Consider the following 21,348-nt stretch of genomic DNA (forward strand, 5'->3'; position numbering starts at 1 on the left):
GAGGGATGTGCCATGAAACGAGTGATTTTCACGGCTGCACTGCTCCTCTTCGTTACGGTGTCAGTAACGGCTGCCCAGCAGTCGACCGCACCTGACACGCTTGATATCGGTAACGTTCCGGAACAATATATTGTGCAGAAGGGTGATACCCTGTGGGATATTTCGGAACGGTTTCTCGGCAATCCGCTCAACTGGCCCGATGTCTGGAAAAAGAATCCTTTTATCAAGGACCCTCACTGGATTTACCCGGGTCAGACTCTTATGCTGAAGGCTATGATCGAGAAAGCCCTTGAAATAACGCCTGCCCCGAAGGTCGAATCGGTCGAGGAGAAATATGAACCCAAACCGGTCGAAAAACCGGAGCCTCTTTTTCTTGCAACCGCTCCGAGAATCCCTGATTCGCTCGAAGTCAGCCTGACCAGTCCCGGCAAATCCGCCTCCAGTGAAACCGGTATCCTGCAGAAACTCCGGAGCCCCCGTCCGGTATATACCGAAAAGAATTTTCTGCGGACAGGTTTTATCACACAGCGGTCAGAGCTTCCGAAAGGGGAAATCATCGCTATCGAGGAGGGTAAGTCGAGCGCCACAAAGTTCGATGTGGTTGCAATCGATGTGGGCAGCGATGACGGTGTCAAAAACGGCGATATCTTTGCGGCGATCAAGGTGGGAGATGCGGTCAAGCACCCGGAAACGGGCAGAAACCTCGGTGTTGTCGTCCGTGTCAAGGGAGTTCTGAAAGTGATTTCAACCGGTCCGAAACAGGCGCGATGCCAGATCACCGAGAATTTCGACCCCATCCTGAAGGGCGATCTCTACATGCCTTACCGTATCAGCAGCGGCCCGAAATTTGATGCATGGGTCAAGCCGAACGTGTCAATCACCGGAATGATCCTCGCCATCCACGAATCCATGCTGAGCGTTCATATCAACGATATTCTGTATATAGACAAGGGATCGGTTGACGGTGTCAGACCGGGAGACCGTTTTGTAATTTACCCCCGGAGTAACACGGGAGGAGGCGCCGGACATGCAACCGTTCTCGGTGAGCTCGAAGCGATCAACGTAATGACCAACGATACGGCGGTTATTGTTGTTTCACTCAAGGGAGAGCAAATCGAAATCGGCGACAAGGTGGATTTGAGCGCCCGCTGCAGGCTATTATACTGACAGGTTGCAACCTGTCCCTTCGTAAGGATGTAATGAACTGAACCGGATACTGGATTTACAAGCGCTCAACCCCGAGCAACGGGAAGCTGTGGAGCATGTTGCCGGACCGACACTGGTGCTTGCCGGCGCCGGAAGCGGTAAAACGCGTGTACTGACCTATAAAATCGCCCACCTTGTCTCGCAGGGAGTCAAACCCTGGCGTATTCTCGCGGTTACCTTTACCAACAAGGCTGCCCGCGAGATGGTCGAGCGGGTGGAACATCTACTCGAAATACCTTCCCGTGACCTCTGGATCGGCACATTCCACGGCATCTGTGTGCGCATCATCCGCCGTGAAGCCGACCGGTGGGGATTCCGCCGCGATTTCACCATCTACGACCGTGACGATCAGGCCTCGGTGGTAAAAAAAGTGCTCAGGGAAATGGGGCTGAAAGCCGAGGGCCCCTACACCCCTTCACGGATTATCGGCGTTATTGGCAAGGCCAAGAACGGCGGCGTCTCGCCGGATACGTTCCTCGAATTTGTCACCGGGCCGGATGCGCCGTTCCTTGAAAAAGTCTACCGCCGGTATGAAGCGCTGCTGCGTGAAGCGGGGGCGTTCGATTTCGACGATCTCCTCCTTGTCCCCGTGGATAAGTTCGGGAAAGACCCGGGATGTCTCGCCGAATGGCAGAACCGCTTCAGCTATATCCTCGTGGACGAGTACCAGGATACGAATATTGTCCAGTACCGCCTTATGAAGCTCCTCTCCGGTAATGCGGGCAATGTGACCGTGGTGGGCGACGATGACCAGTCGATATACAGTTGGCGCGGCGCCGATATCCGTAACATCCTCGAATTTGAACGGGAGTTCCGGAATGTAAAAACCGTGCGTCTCGAAAAAAATTACCGTTCCACCGCAACCATTCTCAACGCCGCAAACGCCGTGGTCGCCCATAACGAGTCGCGGATGAGCAAACGTCTGTGGACAGACGGGCCCGAGGGTCAGAAGGTCATGCTCTTCGAATGCCCCGATGACCGTGAGGAGGCCAACAGGGTAATCTCTTCGATCGAGCACGAACGTACCGAAAACGGCTTCAGGCTCAGGGATTTTGTGATCCTCTACCGTACCAATGCCCAGTCGCGCCTGTTCGAGGATGTTCTCCGGCGGCGCGGCCTGCCCTATGTGATTGTCGGGGGTACGCGGTTTTACGAGCGGATGGAGATCAAGGATATCCTCGCCTATCTCCGTATCGTCGCCAATCCCGGCGACTCGGTCAGTTTCGAGCGGGCGATCACCACGCCGCGCCGCGGTATCGGCCCGAAAACCATCGAGATGATCGAACAATTCGCCGCCCGTAACCATGTCACGCTTCTCGATGCACTCGCCCGCGCCGGCGAATATCTCGGCGGAGTGACGGGGAAAAAAACCTCCGAGTTTTACGCGATTCTGCAAACGGCTGCCGAAATGCGGGCGGAGAAGAAAAAGCTCGATGAAATAGCCCAGGCAATCATCGAGCGGACGGGATACGAGCTTTACCTGAGAGAAGAGTATCAGGAAAATGCGGATGACCGGGTCGAAAACATAAACGAACTTGTCACCGCAATGGGCGAATTTGTGTGCGAGACGGGCGAGGATCCGCTTTCGAGCTACCTCGCGGAGGTTTCCCTTGTTGCGGATGTCGACACATGGGACGAGAACAGCGAAGCGGTAACGCTCATGACCCTGCATTCCGCAAAGGGACTCGAATTCTCATCGGTGTACATCGCCGGAGTCGAGTATGGCCTGTTTCCGCTTTCGAGAGCTTTGGAGAGCGACGCCGAGCTGGAAGAGGAGCGCCGTCTCTTTTATGTGGGCATTACGAGGGCGAAAAAGCTTCTCCATGTAAGCTACGCGCAAAACCGTCTCAGGTATGGTTCGTTCGGCGGGGGAGCATCCCTTTTTATCGATGAGCTGCCGAAGGAACTCATCGATTTCGAGCTGGTGCGGTCTTTTCATGCACCGCCGAAACAGCGGGCGGAGAAACCCCGTAAGAAGATATGGGACTTCGAGGATTATTCCCAGGAAATTCCCGAACACGCCGAGGAAGGCGCTTTCGGCGTGGGCGACTTCGTCCTTCATCCCAGCTTCGGCAGGGGCAGGATAACCGAAGCGAGCGGCTCCGGGGATGCGCTTATACTGACCATACTTTTCGGGGCAAAAAAGAAAAAGATCATGGCGAAATTCGCGAAACTGAAACGAGCATGAAATTTTTTTTTGATGAACCACGGAGACACGGAGAATATTAAGAGATAACGATGCTTAATGCAGAAGATTTAACAGAAAAGATAATCGGGTTATTCAATTGGTGCATAAAACTTACGAATGTGATTTTTACGCGTTAAAGTGTCATTCCCGTGAAAACGGGAATCCATCATCTATTGTTAATGACATAACGATGTTAATACTGGATTCCCAATTCACTTCGTTCTTGGGAATGACAATACTCTTAAAATAAATTGGTGATTATGCGCTAATTGAATAACCAGATATTATATTTTTACTCCGTGTTCTCCGTGTCTCCGTGGTTAATTATATGTATTTTTCAGTTATATGGCAAATTGTGAACGGAAATCATACATTCATGTAACAAGGAGTTACGATGGCGGTAACGAAAAAAGATGTGGACACTGTCGCCTCGCTTGCCCGTCTCAGCTTTACCGATAAAGAAAAAGAAGATCTCCTGGGCACGCTCAACAGCATACTCGAGTATTTTGACAAACTCTCCGAGCTCGATACCGCGAATGTCGAACCGCTGACCCACATTCTTCCCATTCAGAACGTGATGCGCGAGGACGAGGTTCAGCCTTCCCTCGGCCAGGAAACGGCGCTTATGAACGCTCCGAAACATGCCCGCGGGCATTTTGTCATCCCGAAGGTGATCGAATAATCGAAACGGAAACGGCGAGCAGGTGATAACCGGATTTTTATTTGCTTCCCGGATACAGTATATATTTTCATTACGATTCCCATATTCCAGAAAAAAACCGGAGGAGAAACGATATGGACAATAAAAAAGCGGTGAGAACGGACGCTGCACCGGCGCCTGTAGGTCCCTATTCACAGGCGGTTGTAGCCGGGGAGCTCGTGTTCTGCTCCGGTCAGCTGGCGTTCGATCCCGTGACGGGAACTCTCGAAACCGGCGACATCGAACGTGAAACATCACGGGTCATGGAAAACCTGAAAGCGGTGCTCGATGCGGCGGGATGTTCGTTCGACAACGTTGTGAAAACGACGATTTTTCTGCGGTCGATGGATGATTTCGGTAAGGTGAACGGTGTCTACGGGAGGTATTTCAAGGATGTTCCCCCGGCGCGGTCCACGGTGCAGGTTGGCCGTCTCCCAAAGGATGCGAATGTCGAAATCGAGTGTATAGCCGTCAAATAATAGTATCCACTTTTCGGCGGTCGGTGGGAAAGTATATCGTATGAAAGTTCGACTGGCAGACAGTGCGGGTTTCTGCATGGGAGTCCGCAAGGCCATGGATACCGTGCTCGATGAAGCCCGCGGGAAAACGGTCACTTACACGCTCGGCCCGCTTATCCATAATCCCCAGGCGCTGGAAATGCTCGAATCGCGCCATGTATTCATTACGGACAGGATTGACGGCTCTCTCAGGGGAAAGACCGTGGTCATCCGCGCTCATGGTGTCCCTCCGTCGTCGTACAAACAGCTCAGGGATGTCGGCGCATTCATCGTCGATGCAACCTGTCCGAAAGTCCTCCGCAGCCAGAAAACCATCGAGAAATACTACGCGCGGGGGTATTCCATCGTTATTGTCGGCGACCGCGGACATGCAGAAATCGATGCGCTCGTCGGAATTACCGACAACAACGCCGTGGTTGTGGAAAACCTCGACGAGGCACAAAAACTCCCCCATATGGAAAAAGTCTGCATCGTGGCGCAGACAACCATCAATATCCCGCTCTATAAGGAAGTCTCCGAAGAAATCTGCCGTCACGCCGACGAGTGCCATGTCGCCAATACGGTCTGTTCTTCGACAGAACGCCGTCAGGCGGACGTCCGTAAACTCGCCGAACATACCGATGCCACGGTCGTGGTCGGCGGGAGAAACAGCGCCAACACCAAGCGGCTCGCGGAAATATCACAGGAACTCGGTCAGCCGACCTACCTTATCGAGGACGCTTTAGAGCTCGACATGGAGGAGCTCTCGCAGTTCAACGAGATCGGTGTCACCGCCGGGGCGTCGACTCCGAACTGGGTAATCCAGCAGGTCGTCGATACCATCACCGGGTACTCTCCCGTACCGCGTAAGAGCATCGTGGGATTCTTCATGAGTCTCGCCTACCTTCTCATCGAGGGTAATTTTATCCTCTGCGCCGGGGCGGCGGTGCTCACTTTTGCAATGAGTCTTTTCATGGCTATCCCGCTCTATCCGCATTTCATACTGATGTCGTTCTTTTACCTCTTCCCGCTCCATGCGGTGAACAAGTACCTTGAGATCAACTGGAAACATATCGCTATGACCAGCCGCGCGCCTGTTCTCAGGCTGTACTGGCGGATTTTTCTCGGTATCGCCATCGCCTCAGCCCTGATATCGCTCGGCATCGCCCGTTATGCGGGGGCATTCATATTTATCATCGTTGCGGTTTCATACCTTCTTGGCGGTCTGTACAGTGTCAGGGTGATCCCTGCGGAATGGAAATTCAGGTTCAAATCCCTCCGCGACATACCCGGATCGAAAGACACCATGATTGCGACCGCATGGACCTTCGCCACAATAGTGCTGCCCATCATATACCACGGTGTATTTCCGGGACTGTCCGCCATCGTGGGGGGGATATTCGCGTTTGTCCTCGTTTTCAGCCGCGCCACCATGCTTGCTATCGGGGGCATCGAATCTGACAAGGTAGTGGGGCTCGAAACTATACCGATCCTCATCGGGCGGTCGGCAAGCCTGAAACTTCTGTACGCGGTCAACAGCCTGCTTGCGCTCGGAATAGTCATCTGCGCCGTTACGGGTCTCCTGCCGGCGCATTCTGTGGCAATGATCGTACCGGTCGTCTATGTGATTTCACTCATACGGCCGGTCAGCAGAAAGGGGCATTTTTTCAGGCTCTATCACCAGGTGGCGATTGACACCGCCTTTTTTCTCACCGGTATCGTGGCATTCCTCTTCCTGAGGTAACAGACAATTATCAAACGATTTTCCTCTGTATCAAATTTTCCCCCTTTTATTATTGCTCCGGCGAATAAATATCGATCCTAATATTAAAAATAGATGCCGAATCAAGTTCGGCATGACGTCATCCGATGTCACTGTTTATTCACCGGAGCAATAACAGAACACAGATTTTCGAGAGTTTTATTTTTTTTATCTTTTTGGGCGTTAACATTTAATAATTACTAAAGATAGTACAAATAATATGTTATATAAATTTGTGTCTTTGTGGTTAAATATTTTCATGAATAACTCCCATGACCATCCATGGTCACAACGTAGGATGGTAAATGAATGCAGGCTGCATATGGATTCCCGATTAATGATTCGGGAATGACGGCGTTACAAGAACTCCCGGCACGAGGACGGAGCAACAGCACCGGGAACCGTAGATGTATTTTCAGATAAATCCGGGTTATTGCTCCGGCGAATAAATAATGATATTAATATCTGGAAAAGATGCTGAAACAAGTTCGGCATGACACAATCCGATGTCACTCTTTAACCGCCGAAGCAATAATAAATCCCACTCTTTTAAAGCTTGACATTTACCCGGGACAACAATAATTTCAAAGTACTGTACATTATGCTATGATTTTCAGATACCATAATAACGGGTTCCTCTAATAATTCATTATTGGTGAGCGTATTATTGCTCCGGCGGATAAATAATGATACCAATAGCAGGAATAGATGCCGAAACAAGTTCGGCATGACGTCATCCGATATCACTGTTTAATCGCCGAAGCAATATAATAAGTTACTTTTTTCTTAAAGCCCCCTTCCGGCAGAATGTTCGAATGCTGACCTCTGTTTTCAGAACCACAGGCCTCGTTATCGTGGCAGGCATTCTTTTCGGTTTCCTGCTTCGTTCCCATTTTACCGGCGAATCCGACGGACATCACATAATCAAGACATGCACCGGACATTTTACCGGTCAGGGAGACCATAACAGCATCATCCTTTTTGCGCCTGTCAAAGGAACAACCGACAGTAACTACATCGCCGTCTTCCGCGGTGAGGGCAGAAACCGTGCCCTTCTCTGGAAAAGCCCGCCCGCACCGGTATGGGATATCTTCCTCAGCGATATCGACAGCGACGGGTGTGATGAGCTGGCGCTGTGCCTCTATAAATCGGAACCGCACGATCCGCACAAGGACAACCGTCTCCAGATTTACTCCTGGGAACAGGATGGTGTCCATGCACTGTGGCGGGGAACATACCTGAGCAAACCCTTTGTGTTTGTAACATTCGGGGATGTCAGCGGCGACGATACACAGGAGCTGATCTCCGTTGAACGGGGCCGTCAGCACCCCGATAAACTATTCCTGTCCGTCTATCGCTGGAACGGTTTCGGATTCGACCTTATCTCGGATACCGGGCTGCCGGGGATGCCGGATACGGTACGGGTTTTCCGCTGCAATGGTGACAGTCGGCCCGAGATAGAGCTGACCATACAGAAATCGACCGAACGATATTATCTTATTGATACATTCCTGAAAAAAAGGGGATAACATGAAAAAATGGCTGATAACGATCTCCGTATTTTTCGCCTGCGCCGCGCTGGGCTGGTGGCTTCATGCGTATATAACCGGGCCACATGAAACGGAGACGGTCACATCCGGAGCCGAGGTCAAGGAACCCGAATCACTGTCTGCCCCGGAAACGTCTTTGCCAACTGAAAAACAGAATACTGAGATCGAGGGAGTGAAAGCCGGAGATACGGAAGCCCGGAATGCATCGCCGGAACTCACATCACGGATGGCGTATGCATCGATAGCCCTCAGCCCGTTCAGGCACCGGTTTTCCATCGAGCCTGTATCGGAAAAAATCCTCGATGCCACTGCACGGCTGTCCGGCCTTTCCTCGCCGCAGGTTTCCCCGGACGGGAAGCGGATCGTTTTCGCCTCCGGCAGTGAAGGAAGCCACGATATCTGGCTCATCGACCTATCGGGTGAAAACCTGACGCAGATTACCCGGAGCCCGGCGGACGAGATCGATCCCTCCTGGATGAGTGACGGGAAAAGAATCGTCTATTCCTCGAACGAAACGGGGACTTATGAGCTCCGGATCATGAACGCCGACGGTTCCGGCAGCCATCAGATCACATCCGATGAAACGTACAGGAAATCCCATCCGCGCTGCTCTCCGATCATCTGGGGGAATTACCTCCCACATAAAATGTATAAGGAAAACACCATTCTTTACAATGCAGAGAATGATGGAACAAGCGGCATATGGATTGTTGGCGAGGACGGCGCCTTACCCACTCCTGTAATGGCTGATACGGTGGACGGTGAAAACTATGCATATGCCGAGTGGTCGCCTCATGGACTCACCTGCGTCTACACCGGCGAGCAAAACGGGAGAACAAGAATCTGCCAGGGGTGGAAGGGCGAAGATTACGGCTGGAAAAGGAGCGGCTTTCAGGCGATGGATATTGAAAGCGGTGCATGCTGCCCCGCGTTTATCCCGAACGGGACAAAACTGACCTTTCTCAATCCGGAAAAAGATGGCCAATCGGTTTTTTACTGTTCGGTGGACGGCTCCGATGCCGGTATAATCACCCTTAAACATACAGTAAGAGGCAATATTGCATGGTCTCCGGACGGCACCCGTTTCGTCCATGTAACCACGGTAAACGGGAGGGAATGTCTTGCCGTTCAGCAGGTGTACTATCCCCTCCAGGATGTGACCAACCTGTGGCAGTACAGTGATTATTCGCCGCGGATGATAGACCTCCTCGAAAAGAACCGGTTCGCCGTCACCGCAAAAGAGCACGCGTTTTTCCACGACATGTATGAAATGTACAGCCGCTATTACTCGTTTCTCCTCACCTACGGACTCCCCGTATTTATAACGACGGATACGACGCTCGAACTCTTTCATCTGTTCTTCGATTATACGCTCAGAACGCTCGAACAGGATACATTCTCCCCTCTCCTTATCCGACTGGTCGAAGGATGCCGGATTGAAACGGGGAAACTGCTGAAGAAGAGCGCATCTCCTGAGATGAAAGAGGACCTGTCGTTTCTCGAAAACTATTTTTCGGTGGCCCGGGAACTCCTCTCGGAATCCCGTGGGAATACGAACAGCGCCGTTGCGGAAGAGCTTTCGCTCATAGAGCGCGGCGATGGAACCGCCACATCGCCCGTGCTCGGCAGTACCATCGATTATACCCAGTTCACCGTACGGGGGCACTACACGAAAAACGAATCCCTGGGAAGGTACTTCCGGGCGCTCATGTGGCTCGGCACCGCACCGTTCAGAACACAGACGCCGGGCGATCCCCGGCAGGCCCGGCGCGAGACACGGCGGGCGCTTGTCATGACCCGCATACTCCATGACAATCCTGGGCTGCTCGCGTCATGGAACGACCTCTATTCACCGATTCTCCTGTTTGTGGGCGGCGCTGATGATTTCCAGGTGCTGGACTACAAACGGCTCATGGCCGGGGTGTACACTGAGAATACCGTTGAAGAGCTCTATGATGAACGGAAGCTCGATCGGTTTCTGACGCTTGTCGGGCAGGAAAAACCGCCCCGTATCGCTCCCCAGGACGGGAGAACATTCAGGTTCATGCCGCAGCGGTTCACCCCCGACAGTTACATTCATCAGAACCTGGTATTCGACCGGGTCGGTACTTCCGGCAATCCGCGCCTGCTGCCGCGGGGGCTCGATATTATGGCTGTGCTCGGCTCCGAGCGGGCGTACGAAATCCTCGACAGTGTCCTCGGGGAAACGCGGTACGACAACTACGGCACACAGGTACTGAAACTGCGTAATGAATTCAGGGGGATGAGCCCGGATGAATGGCAGCGTACCATCTACAGCGGCTGGCTCTATACACTCACGGGACTTTTGCCGGAATTCGGCGCGGAGTATCCGCAGTTCATGCAAAACGACGCCTGGCGGGATAAAAGCCTCTCCACTGCACTTGCAAGCTGGACAGAGCTCCGTCACGACACCATCCTGTATGTGAAACAGACGGCCGCCGAAGCGGGCGAAGGAGGCGAGGGCTGGCAGCCGATCATACCGAAACCGAACGGGTATGTGGAGCCGAATCCGGAGTTTTACCGCCGTCTTAAACACCTGATCATAATGAGCTTTGACGGCTTGAAAGAAAAAAACATGCTGTCCGGCGCGCTTGCAGAGAAGACTGATAATTTTCTCGCCATCGTCACCCGGCTCGAGAGTATCGCCGAACGTGAGTTAAAAAAAGAATCTCTCGGTGAAGAGGATGAAAAATTTATCATGGATTACGGTTCCAGGCTGGAATACCTGACCATTTTCTTCAACGAGGGCGAATCGCTTTATTCGATTACGGGGAGCGATGTTTCGCTCATAGCCGATGTCGCCACCGACCGTCTCAACAACAGGATTCTCCACGAGGCTGTCGGGAAGGTTCGCGAGATGGATGTCATTGTCGATATCGGAAACAGAAAACAGATCAACAGGGGCGGCATATTCACCTACTACGAGTTTCCGGTGGACGGGAAACGGCTCAATGACGACGAGTGGCGTGACATGCTCAAAACGGGAAAGGCTCCCGCGCCGCCGGTCTGGACAAACACTTTCCGGGCGAACGAATGAGAGGGCGGTGAAAAAGTTTTTTTCACGCGCCCGATTATGAAATATGGTTCTTCCGATTAATGCGTACCTGGAGAATAATGAAATGCTTGAAATGTCCTGATAATGGGGCTTGAGAGGAAAAGAATCTCAAGCCCCCATTTAAGAAATTTGTTGCTCTGTGGCTGTCAAGGCCAAGGCAAGTTCGCCTACGGCGAAGCCTTGACAGACAGGCGTTTTCATGTAATTTCTTCGGGTATCCACTTTTGGGGTCATTGCTGGCATTGTTAGGGTAATTATTTGTTATTTATATTTTTACTTTAAGGTACTCATTTTTCGGATGAGCCTGAAATATATAGTTTTAGTTGTTGTCAAGGGCATGTAAATCGGCACTTTGTGCTGACCCTTGACATCTTATATCCTCACGTACGGTGTTTTTAACCAGGCTTTTAACATGACTGCAAGGGGGAAAAGAGCGCTTTTTACAGCGGGCTGTCTGGCCGCTCTTCTCTTTGGTGCCGGGCTGCACCGTTCATATACCCGCACACCGGACAGGCAGACGCTTACGATCGCTTTTACCGGCGACATCATGCTCGGAAGGCAGGTCGGCAGGGCGATTTTCAGAGCAAATGACCCGTCCCTCCCTTTCAGGCACATATATTCCGAAATCAGGCCGGCAGACATCGCCATCGGAAACCTTGAGTGTGTTTTTGCGGACACGCTTTTTACGGGAACCTTCAATCACCCGGTAATCCGTTTTCCCGCTTACTCAGAAACTGTCGCGGGATTGAAACTCGCCGGATTCGACTGCTGTTCCGTCGCCAACAACCACGCGCTCGATTTCGGAACCCCGGGCGTTCGGAAAACCATACAAATACTCGACCGGAACGGTATCGTGCCAATGGGGACTGCATCCGCAAACCCTGTCGTTATCGCAAAAAAGGGGTATACCGTGGCGTTGTTCGGCTTCTGGGCGAAGGGTGACACCCTATGGGCTGTCGACCCGTCCGGCGGTTATGCTGGAGTGGAGGACGAAACAGTGCTCGATGCAATCGGACAGGCAAAGAAAACATGTGATATCGTGATTCTGTTTCTGCACTGGGGGAAAGAATACACCGGCAGTCCCACGGACGAACAGAAAAACCTCGCCCGCCGGGCATCGCAGGCAGGCGCCGATCTCATTGTCGGTCACGGGCCCCATCAGATTCAGGAGATAGAATACCGGGGGAAAAGCCTCATCGCATACAGCCTCGGCAATTGTGTCTTTGACCAGAAATACGATGAAACCAGGACAGGCCTTATTCTCCGGGTATCGTTCGATTCACCGGGAGCGGTTCCGAAGGCGGTTCTCATCCCGGTACGAACCGATGACAGTACCTGCGCACCTGTGGTTCTTACGGGTTCCGAAAAAGAACGTGTGCTGTTCAAACTGACTACCCCGAAGGAGTCGGCGGAGAACAAACGAATGGCGGATACGGAATGAAATTACAAACATATGTTTATTTCAGAACATATTGGCATTTTCACGCTCTGACCCGGGGCATGAAGGTGAACGTTGAAAAAATAATGTACCGAATAATCAGAAAAAATGCCCTGATTGTGGAAATAAAATTGACACGGGAAAGGCAATTTACTATATTGAAGCAATCTTAGAATAAATGAATGATAATTTATCATGATTTAAATATATATATTGTGTAATAATAATAACATACGCGGGTATTTTCAAAAATACAGTCAATACAGTTGCACTGATTTATTGCATGGAGTGTGTGTTTTTTCATATCACGTATCGGCGAGGATAAAACGAAATAATGAATAATAACGGCAGTGATGAAGTCAAGCTGTTCGACCTTCTGGATACGAGAGAAATTGCCCGTGTACTGGAAGAGGTTGAATTTATCATTTCCCTGGTGTACCCCGTTTTCGATTACCGGCTTTTCGAGATCGTTTATACTGATGTAATAAGGCTTTATCACGGAGCTTATCCGGGATACAAGGAATCCAATACCGAATATCACGATCTGACTCATACCCTCGATACCCTCATTGCGCTGGCGCGGCTCATTCACGGGTATTCTCTCGGCAAGGAATCCATATCGGAAAGAAGCATACAGCTCGGGCTGATAAGCGCACTCATGCACGACACCGGTTACATTCAGACTGTGGACGATACCTCCGGTACGGGAGCGAAATACACGCTGAAGCATATTTCCCGCAGCATCGATTTCATGGAGCAGTATTTCGCCGAGCATGATTTTTCACGGGAAGACTTCGATTTCTGCAGCAACTGCATTCTCTGCACCAATATCAATACAAAGCCGCGTGATATGGTTTTTTCAAACCACGAAGAGGAAGTAATCGGCAAAATGCTTGGGATGGCTGACCTCCTGGGCCAGATGAGCGGCCGTATCTACCTCGAAAAACTCATCTACCTCTATGCCGAATTTCAGGAAGGGAATGTCAACGGTTTCGAAAGCGAGCTGGACCTCCTGCAGAAAACCATCGGATTTTTCGAGCTGACGCAGAAACGGTTTACCGAAGACCTGGGGAATCTGGACAAATATCTGGTATACCACTTCAAAGCCCGGTGGAATATCGATTCGGACCTGTACAGCCAGACATTCAGAAACAATAATCATTACCTGAAATTTATCCTCGAACAGGGAGAAAAGAAGTTCTATCATTTTCTCCGTCGCGAAAACTTCGTCAACAGGTTCGATCAGGAAGGAATGCTGCCGGCAATCGGCTGAAAACCCGTTTCCCTGAGGGTCTGTGAGCGATGGGCTTTCCCGGAGGCAATTACCGAAGCAGTTCCTGAAAAATGCAGTTCTCTCTGTACTTCCCGACACCATGATCACGGAAAGAATTGAGGCACGACGGCTATATATCCGATTATATCATGTATGAAATTATATTTTAACGATATGAAGAATTGCCGCTCATTTTCTCCTTCATAATCCCCAGAATCGTATCATCGACCAGCGCCATACCAATTTCGCTGATCCTGCTCAGGTGGAATATCGTTTCTTCAGCCGTTTTTCCGATGAAACCTTCGAGCTCGGTAATACCGTGATTGTTCAGAGCCATGTATGCCGAGCGGATTGCGGAATCTGTCGAGCTGACCACTTTCAGGGCGCATCCCGGCTTGGCACCGTCACACAGCATTCCGCCGAGATCGCTGATGAGGTTGTTCACGGACAGGGCGATTTTGTGAAGGTCTTTTCCGCTCAGCTGGTACACGATTGCCACTGCCGCGCCGGCTCCCGCCGCAATGGAACACCCGCACAGGGGGCACAGATCGCCGGTGAAGCACTTTATGTAACTGTTTATGAGGTGGGACAGGGCAATGCTCCGGAGAATCCTTTTTTCCTCGACTTTAAAGCAGGTCCCCACATTATACGGCACCAGTATGGCTACAATTCCCTGGTTGCCGCTTCCGCCGCTCGACATAACCGGGAAGTTCATGCCTGCCATTCGCGCATCCGAAGCGGAAGCTGTCAGAATTTTGCTCGATGAAAAAACATCGTCGAGGAGATACCCTTTTTTCACAAGATCATCGAGATAATACCCGACCTTTTTCAATTCCTTTCCCGCTCCGGAAGCCCGGATATTCATCTCAACACCCTGTTTTATATAGGCATAATCCGCATCATCCATATTATCGGCAAGATCAATCAATTCCGATATTTTCATGTTCCTCAAAACCGTTCTGTAGTGCAGATTCCCGGCCTTGTCAGCTTTTTCATTTTTCTCGAGGATTATCCGGTCATTTTTTTCCAGAAGGACCAGATTGGTATGGCTGTCGGTAATCACCGCACGCGCATGACCATTGCCGGTTATTACCGTCACATCGATATACAGGGTTTTTTTCGATTTGTCGTACGTGATTGTCGCCTTCTGTTCCCGGATCAATGCCTGAGCACGGATTTTCATGTCATCGGTGGCGCCGGTCAGCACTTCCATTTTTAATTCCGGCTTCCGGACGAGCGCGCCGAGAACCCCTGCGATGAGATTACCCGTTTCTCCCCCGGTGTTCGGGATCGTTACCGCCAATCCGTTTTTATAAACCCCGGGATCGACCGTAATGCGTATCTCTTCGATCTCGCCTTCCGTTTCCCCGGCTGCAATACTGGCGGCATAGGCCACAGCGATGGGTTCGGTACAGCCCAGCGCAGGAAAAACCTCGTGTTTCAGAACTTCTTTGAGAATATTCACGGTGTTCCTCATGTATTCGGTAATGGTAATTGTTGAGAAATCCCCCGAAGCATATGCATCAGGGGAATAACGGCTATGGAAAAAACAATAGTTCCGGTTTCGTTTATCATGGTCAGGGAAGAGAATGCCCGACGCCTGATATCTTCTTCGTTTTCACCTCACCGCTGCCCCGGTGCGTGAAAAATGGACTGTTTAAGGGTTATAGGTCACCAGAATCGTGCTGACCGGCCCCAGCACCTCGCGGACATTACGGGTCCGGACATCGATACGGTTCAGGCCGCTTCTGAGGTTCCAGAGCCATGACGGTTCTTTCTGCCCGACCCACTGGCCGTCGTTTGTCCTCACCAGAAACGTATCGAACCCCCCGGGAGTGAAGGTTTCGACTTCCACCTTGAGGAGTCCGCGATCGTCGGTCTCCGAAAGGAAAATCTCCGCCTGGTTGAGGGGCTCGTAAAAATCGATGGCGCGGTTTGTATACATCTGGTATTCGGTACGTTTGGGAAACATATCGTCGTACCAGTTCAGGAACCCGGACCACCCCCACATGGTGTCGCCGGTATGAACAGGCACCGGGAGCGGATTGGAGAGAAAATCGTTCCGCGGTATGATACGGAAATGCCCCATGATTTCCATGATATGACGGCCGTGCTCGACAATGGACACCGGGTTGTTGCCCTCGCGCATTCCGATGTCGATCCGGTCCACGACTTCGGTGCCCATATCAAAAACGAACGGACGCTGCCACGTTTCAACACGTGGAAGCTCCGCGGCGAGGAGATTGTGGATTTCGAGCAGGTTGTACGGCACCCCGGTTTTGGAATCATAATAATAGTAATCGCGGGTGGCGTCCATGTATACCCACTTGTTGAACTCGTTCGACCATACCTCGGTAACCTCGTGACCGCTCACACCCTCGCTGTGAATGTTGATGTGACGGGCTTCGTATCCGAGGGAGAGCAGAGCGCCTATGAGCGCCTGATTGGAATAGAGGCACATGGCGTCGCGGCGTCTCCCGTCGTACTGTCCCTGGAGACGGGGCATGCCTTTTTCGCCCTTTTCGATGATGGTGACCTTGTTCCAGTCCCAGGAGTACGGTTCGCTTGTCAGCGGGATACGGTACGCCCAGTTGAGGAGACGCATCATGACCTCGAACTCCGAGGTCGCGCCCTCGACAATGCGGTCGAGTTTATGGTTTTTGTAATATTCCTTCAGCCCCGGATGGAGAAGATTCTCATACGTGAACGGGTATGACGACCTCACTACATGACCGTTATGGACAACCCGTGCATCGACGCCGACTGAACTGTTGGGAGACCGGTCTTCCCATTCCGTATTGATGGCGACGCTTCTGATACTCGGGCTTTTGAGCGGATCGAGCGTGGCCAGCTCGGCTTTCCACTGGAAATACCGTCTGTTCCCCGAAGCGGTAATGTCCTGTCCGGGATCTGTGCGGCGCCACTCCGACCATGACGGGTCCCCCGTGAGGGGACTCCCGCCGAAACGGGTCAGTACCGCAGCCGATGTACTGTCGGGTACTTCCGTGTCAACGGTTATCCTGATATTTTTGATATCCCCTTTATGTTTCAGCACCGACTCGTTCTCGATAAGGTCGTATACGGGCGAGATGTACTCTCCAGCCCTGACATGACGGTCGAGGCTGATGCGGACTGAGTATTCCCCATCGACGGTATCTTTCGTGCCGAGTTTCGAGTCGCTCCAGGTACGGCCGCCATCGGAGCTCTTCATGGAACGGTTCGGGTGATGAGTACGGACGAGCGACCCACGGGCGAATTCCTGTTCGATGGCGATGAACACGATCCACGATGTCGAATCGCTGTCAGCCCACATGAGCACCTCGTTGGTGCCGCTTTTGAGCGCTCCGACCGGCAGGTCGATGTAGAACCAGCGATCCCATCCCAGGTCGATATATTCCCGGGCAAACGGATATGCAAACCGTGTTGCGGGACGGACAAACTCCACGCCATTCAGCGAAATGTGGAGCGGCTCGGAGTTACCCTTCGTTTCGATACCCTTGAACAGGAGACGGCCCGAATATGCCTTCGGGTTATCAAGGACAAGGAGTTTCTTTATCACGATTCCCTTTTTAAGGCTTTCCTGCCATTCGATGTCACGGTGCACGAACCCCTCGGGCATTCCGGTCGCCGGGCCGTCATCCTCGATCAGCTCGGTGTCATCGAGCATGATGGCATTTCCCGGGCGGTCGAATATAAGGTTGATCAGACGGGCGTCACGCTCGATTCCGGCGGCATCGAGAGTCACGGTGTTCGACCGGGCGGCGGTGAAACCATGTCCGGCATATGACAGAACCCATATTACGATGAATAAAGCGCAGAAGGACAGATTTTTTTTCATGGCTACGATTCCTTATCAGGAGCGTGAAATTTTTTATCGCCTGTTCCTGATTATAATATTTCAGGAGCCGTTTAATCAACATAATCTTACGGGAGAGTAAAATAAAAATAATAAACAACAGTGTATTTGAGATGATTCATTTTCAGAATAAAGCAAAAAATACTTGGATAATCTAAAATTTTTATAAATATTCAGTTAACCCTGATTAATTTTAAATCATAGATCCATATGCAAGGGGATGAATACCCTTGTTCGTATCGGCAAGTTCCCGCGGAACTTCTGTTAAGCAGAATCCCCAACAGGACTTTTCGGTAACAGCCCGTTCCCCGATCAAGCCGGGGATTCAATGCAGGATATATGTATTTTCATTGTCTTTTTTTACAGAACTGTCCAGTTAAATTTAAAAAAGCCCCCTTTCTGTCACTTCGTGACATCCTTCCCCCCACAAGGGGGCAGGATATAACTGCAAGCGCCGCAATATGTTGCCCCCTCCGGGGGAAACAGGCGCGTAAGCGCCGAAGGGGGCTGTTGTAAGTAATAAGAGATAGTACATCGGGGATTGTGTTGATTCATTGAAAACCATAGCGTTTTCAATACATTATGCAAATTGAAATGAAATTTAACCGGACACTATCGTTCTTTTTATTAATACCCCGTGTCATGTAATCCCTGAAGGAGCGCTGCATATTGTTTTTTTATCAGTTCAGTATCAGAAAATTTGTAGGAATGCAGGTATATATCATCGGAATATATGTTTTTCTCGGATTTGTTGTATCGCATGATGCCTGTGCCCAAAACATCTATGAATTGAGGAAACTGTCTGAAAAAGACTGGCTCGCCATGTCGACCGAGGAACGGCTGCGGGCTATCGGGACAGCCAATTCACAGGCCGGGAATCAAACCTTCCTCGGGAATTTCGGTCAATTTAATTCCATGTCCAGGAAATGGGGCTATAACTTTTATGAAATGAATGACTCCTATCAAAATTACTCCTTCAGGGGATTCGAGAACTACAATGTTCTGGAGGAACGCCGCATGAAATGGTCGTACAATGAATTCGGTGACAGAATTTCCAAGATGAGACCTACATCCGCCACAGTCTGGAAAGAAACATATATCGGTGACGGAACATTTCATGTAACGATGCCCGGAGATTATATCAATTCCGTTTCACGGGGCAGTGTGGACGGTGTCTGGGTTGCCCGCGAGGCTACCGATGACTGGGCGGTATCGGTGGTCGGCGCGGGCGCACTGAGGACAAAGTATACGCCCCTGACGCTGAATATTCCGAATATAAACGGAACACGGGTAGATTTTCAATCGGCCAATAATACGGTCAGCTTGGTTTCGAGCGCCCTCATAAATTCGTATGAGTATGGCGGAGTTCTTCTTCGCGGGGGAACCATACGCCGTAATTTCGGTGTTCTTACCCTCGGCGCTACCTATGTCAATGAGTATGTGGTACAGGGAAGCAGGGAAAAAGGCGACAGCTGGTCCGGAACAATCACCAATTATACTCCGGTCCCGCTCGTGGTAACCATCCGTATCCTCGACGATTCCCCGGATGACGCAACTGCCGGGCCGATTGTTTACGGCATACGGCTCAAGGTGAACGGTAAATATCGCGACGATATTATTCCGAGGATTATTCATGACGATATCATCCGTGACAAAACAACGGCAAATATAAAAAACAACGAGCTCGGATACCTGAGGTCGACCTCCGAGGCTGGCAGCGGGAAACCGAACCAGGACAATGTCAGCCTGAACGAAACCCTGCCGAAATATGCAGATTATTTCTATTTTTTCGATTACCAGAAAGGCAGTAATATCAGCAATGTGAGCAAAAACTACAATACCACCCTGGCACAGGATTATTTCCAGTTTCTCGATCCGGGGTCTTCCTCGATTCAGGTCAACGGCACGGAAGCTGTGGTGTACTGGTTCGATATTTCCGCCATCAAGGAATATGTGAATCGTGTGGAAGCGGAAGTCACCGTGGCAAACGATTACCGGATTCAGACAGCCATGGTATATACCAGGGAAATTTCGGGGGGACACGATACCACCGGCAAGATCGTCACGTTTTATAACAGCACATACTGGAACACCGTCGCGCAGGCCGAAGGGAATATCAAGGACCGCTCGAACCTGAAAACGATCGATGTGGATTTTGGGTTTCAGGTAGCCTCGCTCATATACGGATTCGACGCCGGTTTCAATCTGCGCGGATTCAAAGTGAACGGTGAATTCGTGACAAACTCGAATCATTTCATGTTTCCGGACGGTATCGCGGGAAGCGGCGAACCGGAGTACGGGGCTGTCGGGCAGGCTCCGAGGACAGGTCACAAATGGGCGGTGCTCGATCATGCATACTATATTACCGCGCAGAAGGACTGGACCAGAATCGGATTTACCGGCGAAATCTTCAAAATGGGTAAATTCTATAAGCCGTGGCTCGATCATTACATATCCAGAAATCAGAAGGGAGGGTATGACTCCCGGAACAGTCTGGTAAGAATGCCGCTCATCGAGGATAATGACGATGGGGATATGTATCCCGATACCATGTATGTCAACCGCAGCATGGGCTCCCATATCTCTTCTTACGAGGATCCGGACGGAGTGTTTCCCGGAAACGACGAGGATCATGACGGTATTGCGGACAACAACAAGAATAACAACGATATCGCCGATTATAACGAGCCGTTTCTGATGTTCGATTCCGATCCCGATGAATTCGTGTTCGGAAACGACTATAACAACAACACCATCCCCGATTTCCGCGAAGATGACATGAAGTACGATACGCCGTACGACCTCGACCGTAAGGGATATCATTTCTCACTCAGGTATTCTCCGGTGACAAGTGTCAATCTGACCGGAGGATCGTTTCGGACAGGAAGCGTGGGGCTGAGCACCCGAACCGATGACGATTATATGAAAATCAATGTGAATTACGACGTTTTCAGTATCGGTACTCTTTATGCCGAATACCGGTATGAAATAATTCAGGACAATATCCGGGATATCTATGTCCAGGTGGGGAATAAGTTCAGGCAGAATTACCTGCTTCCGGGTATCTCGACCACAATCGGCCGGTTTGACCGTGATGTGTATTACGACGAGCTCGAGTATAAGGACTCTGTTGTAAGCCGGTTTTTCATGAGTTCCATGATCAGGGCGCTCCCGTCGATAACGATGGAGAATCATGTGAAATTCGAACATAACCATCGGATCGAGGGTACGATGTACGATTCAACCTACCAGCCGGGCGAAACGATTTCTACATTGGCGATTGTAAACAAGCTTGTTTACACGAAACAGCTCGGAAACTGGGTATTTTCGCCGGGAATCAAAATGCGTTTCTACAAAAAAGATCATTCCGGAACCGCCCGTCCCGGAGATTATTATACGACCCGAATTCCGCTCGTCATGCTCAAATACGTTGTTTCACCGAGAACGAGGATAACCTTCGGTTTCGAGGGTATCCCCGGTTTCGAGTTTCATCACCGGGATTATGTTCAGGAAGAGAACAGTTACCACCTGAAAACCTACATGTGGGTTTTCGAAAATCAGACCACCTATTTCGGATACAAAATCTGGGCTTCCACGGGGGTGAAGTACAACGAGCTCGTTTTTAAGGGGCTCCGGGAATTCGAATCGTACAAGTCCTCAGTACTGTTTGTGAGTATCAATCTCGGCTGGTGAAAGGTTTGTACCAGACCTGCTCAAGAAATATAATGGAACGCGGATTGGGCGGATTTGGTTTTAGTACCTGACCGATGTAACATTGTAGGGATAATTCATGAATTACCCC

Annotated in this window: 12 protein-coding genes; 10 read left to right on the top strand and 2 right to left on the bottom strand. The window is 50.8% G+C overall.

Features of this window, described 5'->3' with window-relative positions; genetic code table 11:
* The first annotated feature begins 12 nt into the window (after nt 1–12).
* The 9 genes from LLG96_01885 (at nt 13) to LLG96_01925 (ending at nt 13,690) form a co-directional block, all read left to right on the top strand.
* Nucleotides 13–1,167: a LysM peptidoglycan-binding domain-containing protein gene (locus LLG96_01885; protein ID MCE5248949.1), complete on the top strand. Its 1,155-nt coding sequence runs from the start codon at nt 13–15 to the stop codon at nt 1,165–1,167.
* Between the two features lie 49 nt (nt 1,168–1,216).
* Nucleotides 1,217–3,394 carry a UvrD-helicase domain-containing protein gene (locus LLG96_01890; protein MCE5248950.1) on the top strand — a complete coding sequence of 726 codons (2,178 nt, stop codon included), beginning with the start codon at nt 1,217–1,219 and terminating at the stop codon, nt 3,392–3,394.
* A 394-nt stretch (nt 3,395–3,788) separates the two neighbouring features.
* On the top strand, nt 3,789–4,076 hold the full coding sequence (gene gatC, locus LLG96_01895; GenBank protein MCE5248951.1) for an Asp-tRNA(Asn)/Glu-tRNA(Gln) amidotransferase subunit GatC: 288 nt from the start codon (nt 3,789–3,791) through the stop codon (nt 4,074–4,076).
* Between the two features lie 113 nt (nt 4,077–4,189).
* Entirely contained in the window at nt 4,190–4,573 is a 384-nt protein-coding gene (locus LLG96_01900) for a RidA family protein (GenBank protein MCE5248952.1), read from the top strand.
* A 40-nt stretch (nt 4,574–4,613) separates the two neighbouring features.
* Nucleotides 4,614–6,335 (top strand): 4-hydroxy-3-methylbut-2-enyl diphosphate reductase, encoded by a 1,722-nt coding sequence (locus LLG96_01905; GenBank protein ID MCE5248953.1) that lies wholly within the window; start codon nt 4,614–4,616, stop codon nt 6,333–6,335.
* Nucleotides 6,336–7,168: 833 nt separating this feature from the next.
* A complete protein-coding gene (locus tag LLG96_01910; GenBank protein ID MCE5248954.1) occupies nt 7,169–7,882 on the top strand; it encodes a hypothetical protein in 714 nt (237 codons plus the stop codon).
* A 1-nt stretch (nt 7,883) separates the two neighbouring features.
* Nucleotides 7,884–10,961, top strand: a complete 3,078-nt coding sequence (locus tag LLG96_01915) for a DUF3160 domain-containing protein (protein ID MCE5248955.1) — start codon at nt 7,884–7,886, stop codon at nt 10,959–10,961.
* Between the two features lie 430 nt (nt 10,962–11,391).
* A complete protein-coding gene (locus tag LLG96_01920; GenBank protein MCE5248956.1) occupies nt 11,392–12,420 on the top strand; it encodes a CapA family protein in 1,029 nt (342 codons plus the stop codon).
* Between the two features lie 331 nt (nt 12,421–12,751).
* A complete protein-coding gene (locus tag LLG96_01925) occupies nt 12,752–13,690 on the top strand; it encodes a hypothetical protein (protein MCE5248957.1) in 939 nt (312 codons plus the stop codon).
* 166 nt (nt 13,691–13,856) lie between these two features.
* Here LLG96_01925 and LLG96_01930 read toward each other — a convergent pair whose 3' ends face one another.
* Complete coding sequence (locus LLG96_01930) at nt 13,857–15,155, bottom strand: L-serine ammonia-lyase, iron-sulfur-dependent, subunit alpha (GenBank protein MCE5248958.1); 1,299 nt, start codon at nt 15,153–15,155, stop codon at nt 13,857–13,859.
* Nucleotides 15,156–15,347: 192 nt separating this feature from the next.
* The gene (locus LLG96_01935) at nt 15,348–17,528 is read right to left on the bottom strand and encodes a hypothetical protein (GenBank protein MCE5248959.1); all 2,181 of its coding nucleotides are present in this window, start codon (nt 17,526–17,528) and stop codon (nt 15,348–15,350) included.
* Between the two features lie 726 nt (nt 17,529–18,254).
* On the opposite strand from LLG96_01935, the gene LLG96_01940 reads away from it, so the two are divergent.
* Nucleotides 18,255–21,239 carry a hypothetical protein gene (locus tag LLG96_01940; protein MCE5248960.1) on the top strand — a complete coding sequence of 995 codons (2,985 nt, stop codon included), beginning with the start codon at nt 18,255–18,257 and terminating at the stop codon, nt 21,237–21,239.
* Nucleotides 21,240–21,348: the final 109 nt, after the last annotated feature.

This window comes from bacterium (genome assembly GCA_021372535.1).
GTDB lineage: Bacteria > Latescibacterota > Latescibacteria > Latescibacterales > Latescibacteraceae > JAFGMP01.